We start from the raw sequence: 3,610 nt of genomic DNA, 5'->3' as shown, positions 1-3,610 counted from the left end.
CCGGAGCCCACATTTGTTTTTCAGCCCAAGGAACGTCATCTACGTGTAAGGCAACTCCATTATCTTTTGCATCAGCATCTATATCATCCATTGATATTACGTGATAATCTTCCATTCCAAAATGATCACCATTATCATTGAAAGGAATTCCTGCATCTATGTCATGAGATGGATAAATATAGATTTTACCATTAAATACATGAGCCGAAGGATCTGCGGTATATATATTTGATACTAATGGCTGTGATATAGCATTTTTTGCTAATTCATTAAAGTCTATATGTTTGATATTTTCTTCTGGCATTTATATTTAATTTTATTATTATGTAAAATGATTAAGCTCTTCTTTCGTTTAAATCTGATTCTATTTGAACTTCCATTTTTTTATTGATTTCATAGAAGAATAAAAGTCCAACTCCTATCATAAAAGGGATAGCAGGAAAAATACTTACTAGTAATTTTATTCCGTTTATAGCTGTTGCAGATTGCTGTTCAGCATTAGGTATATAGTTAAAATAGCCTAATAATGAAGTTGTCAGGGCTCCTCCAATACTTAATCCTGCTTTTAATCCGACCATCATTGCTGAGAAAATGATGGCAGTAGCACGACGATTGTTTTTCCATTCTGAATAATCGGCAACATCGGCAATCATAGCCCAAAGGATAGGAATGGTAATGCCGTAGAAAAAACCATGGAAGATTTGGGAAATAAAAATCAAACTCACCGATTTTGGTGAAAAAAAATAAAAGGCAAGAATAAATAAAGTAGAGATAAAAAGGAAAAACCCAAAAATGTCTCTTTTACCATATTTGTCGGCTAATCTTTTAGATAATGTGATTCCGACAATCATAAAAATGATACCACCAGCATTAAACAATCCGAAACCAGCAGAAATAGGATCTTCACCAAATTGATTTAATCCAATGGAATTTAAAACGTCTAAAATAGGCTGAATAAGAATAGCCAATTGTTGTTTATCCACATAATTTTCGAAATAATAGACATAGGCTCCACCTTTCATTGCCAATGTGATAAAAACTAAAGTCGTCAGTGTGAGCATAATCAGCCAAGGCTTATTTTTTACTAAATCGGCTAAGTCTTCACCAACACTTGACTTTTGCTCTGGTTTAGGAATAATGCGCTCTTTAGTAGTAAAAAAAGTAATTAAAAGCATGATGGTACCCACGATGGCTAATACAGTCATGACTTTTTCGATACCAATTGCTTTGTCACCATTTCCAGCACTTTTAATAATTCCGAGCATGAAAACTTGCACGAAAAATTGTGCAAACATGACGGCAACAAAACGATAAGACGAAAGGCTATTACGTTCTCCCATATCGCCAGTAATAACACCACTTAATGCTGAATAGGGAAGGTTGTTGGCCGCATAGAATAAGAGTAATAAAGTATAAGTTATAACAGCATAAATGACTTTGCCTTTGTATGAAAAATCAGGAGTAGTAAAAGCTAATAAAGCAATGATTCCTAAAGGAACTGCCGTCCACAAAATCCAAGGACGAAATTTTCCCCATTTAGAATTGGTTCTATCAGCTATGGCACCCATAATTGGATTAAAAATAAAGGCTGCTATTAATCCAACACTTAACATGATTATTGAAGAATCAGTGGGAGATAAACCGTATATATCCGTATAAAAGTAAGCAAGATAAGTCATCAGGGTTTGGAAAACCAAGTTGGCAGCAAGGTCTCCCAGACTGTATCCAATTTTTTCTTTTATGGATAATTTTTGTGAAATAGAATTCATTTAATTATTTTGTTTTGAGTAGATGGATTTATTTTTTTACTTTCAAAGAGATAATACTTTCATAAGCTTTCTTTGGTTGTAAATTGGCATCGAATAATAATGGATAATCTGTTCTTCCTTTGATAGGAAAGTCGTTTAACCAGGATTGTGTATCATTAACTCCCCAAAATGTTACTCTACTTATTTTGTCTTTGTGTTTTAAAAATAATTTAAAGATATCGTTATAACGTTGAGCAAGTTTAACTTGCATAGAATCTGGTAAGGTTTTAGGATATGGATTCATCTTTTCATTATTTGCGAATCTTTGGCTTATTTCAGCACCTTGCAATCCATAGGGACTTGGAAGTACAGAAATATCTAATTCAGAAAAAGATACTTTAACTCCAAGAGCGGAAAAATCTAGTATAGTTTTCTCTATTTCTTCAAGAGTTGGTGTCTCTAAATGCCAATGTCCTTGTTCTCCAACTCCATCAATTTTAGCCCCATTTTTTTGAAGATTTTTTACAAGTTCAACTGCTCCTTGTCTCTTTTTAGCATTACATAGATTATAATCATTATAATATAATTCTACTTTTGAGTCTATTGCAGCTGCTGTTTTAAAGGCATGAGTTATAAAATTTTTTCCATAAGTATTTAAAAAGACAGATTTTCTTAATGTACCATCTTCGTTAAGTGCTTCATTAACGACATCCCAGGAGTCAATTTTTCCTTTGTATTTTTTTACTACAGTAGTAATATGATTGGTTAGCATTTTAGCCATACTAGTACTGTCTTTTATTTTTGACATCCAAGGAGCTAATTGGCTATGCCATACTAAAGTGTGACCATGAATAAACATTTTATGTTTTTGTCCAAAAGCTACATATTTATCACTTACATCAAAATCAAACTTATTTTCTTCGGGTTGAAGAAACATCGATTTCATGATGTTTTCGGGAGTTATGCTATTGAATTGTTTTGAAATTAGATTAGTTACTTTAGGATCCTTTTCTTCAATTTGATTAATATCTAAGGCTGTTCCTATATAAAAATCACCCTTGTATGCATTTTTAAGAGAATTTTTTGCTGTAGATTGGCTATTGATTTTATTATTGCAACTACTTAAGGTAATTACAGCTGAGAATAAGAATAAAAAGGATTTGGTTGGTTTCATAATTAATATTTTTTGATTTTTTATATGATTAATTGCCAGGTGCAAATGGAAATTTTAATGATTTAAAATATTCTAAAGATTCGCTTGGTTTTTCGACTCCTTGTGGTAATTCTTTTCCTGAATATTGTTGAAAATATAAAAGACAGGCATCGCGCCACCATTTGGCTTCTTTGTTCTGAATATTTAATAGCATTTGAACTTCTGTAAAACGTTTTTTATCAATAAATTTTTCCATTTTATTCCATGTCAAAAGCATTGAACCAACTTCATTAACCCCTTCTTGATATTTTAAAGCCATTCCATCCCAAAGCGACTGACCATTTTTTAATTTATAATCCCAGGATAAATGATGAAACCATAGTAAATCTTTTTCAGGACAAGTAGTAGAATTTTCAAATAATTTAGCTACTTCAGGCGCATATTGTGCTGTAGCATTGCTTCCTGTTTTGGTACGATTAAAACCAATCCCATCTTGAGAAGCCTTATGATAATAAGTTGGATTCCAGTCGGGTCTGGATAAATTACTTACCCATGGACCAGGACCATAATGATGTCCTGTATCCATAATATGATGTAATCCAAATGGTGTCATATAGTTTACAACAATTTCTCGTGATTTTAATATCATTTCTTTAACTGGTTTTACAAAATTATCTTCATTAGAAAAAGTACTTCTTAACCATTCATC

At 32.1% G+C, this 3,610-nt stretch carries 2 protein-coding genes and 2 pseudogenes; all 4 read right to left on the bottom strand.

The features are described from left to right. A pseudogene (locus tag FEM21_RS15810) lies at nucleotides 1–304 on the bottom strand (alpha-N-arabinofuranosidase); the annotation flags it as partial. Between the two features lie 31 nt (nucleotides 305–335). After that, the gene (locus tag FEM21_RS15805; RefSeq protein WP_035662619.1) at nucleotides 336–1,769 is read right to left on the bottom strand and encodes an MFS transporter; all 1,434 of its coding nucleotides are present in this window, start codon (nucleotides 1,767–1,769) and stop codon (nucleotides 336–338) included. 28 nt (nucleotides 1,770–1,797) lie between these two features. Beyond that, complete coding sequence (locus tag FEM21_RS15800; RefSeq protein ID WP_035662622.1) at nucleotides 1,798–2,922, bottom strand: endo-1,4-beta-xylanase; 1,125 nt, start codon at nucleotides 2,920–2,922, stop codon at nucleotides 1,798–1,800. Between the two features lie 28 nt (nucleotides 2,923–2,950). After that, nucleotides 2,951–3,610: pseudogene (locus FEM21_RS15795) on the bottom strand (alpha-glucuronidase); the annotation flags it as partial.

The sequence above is a fragment of the Flavobacterium seoulense genome, from assembly GCF_000695795.1.
GTDB classification, from domain to species: domain Bacteria; phylum Bacteroidota; class Bacteroidia; order Flavobacteriales; family Flavobacteriaceae; genus Flavobacterium; species Flavobacterium seoulense.
This window is presented reverse-complemented; position numbering and strand designations above follow the sequence as displayed.

Bases quoted from the DNA above. Each gene is read 5' to 3' on its own strand.
- FEM21_RS15805 (WP_035662619.1), bottom strand. From the start codon at position 1,769: ATGAATTCTATTTCACAAAAATTATCCATAAAAGAAAAAATTGGATAC.
- FEM21_RS15800 (WP_035662622.1), bottom strand. From the start codon at position 2,922: ATGAAACCAACCAAATCCTTTTTATTCTTATTCTCAGCTGTAATTACC.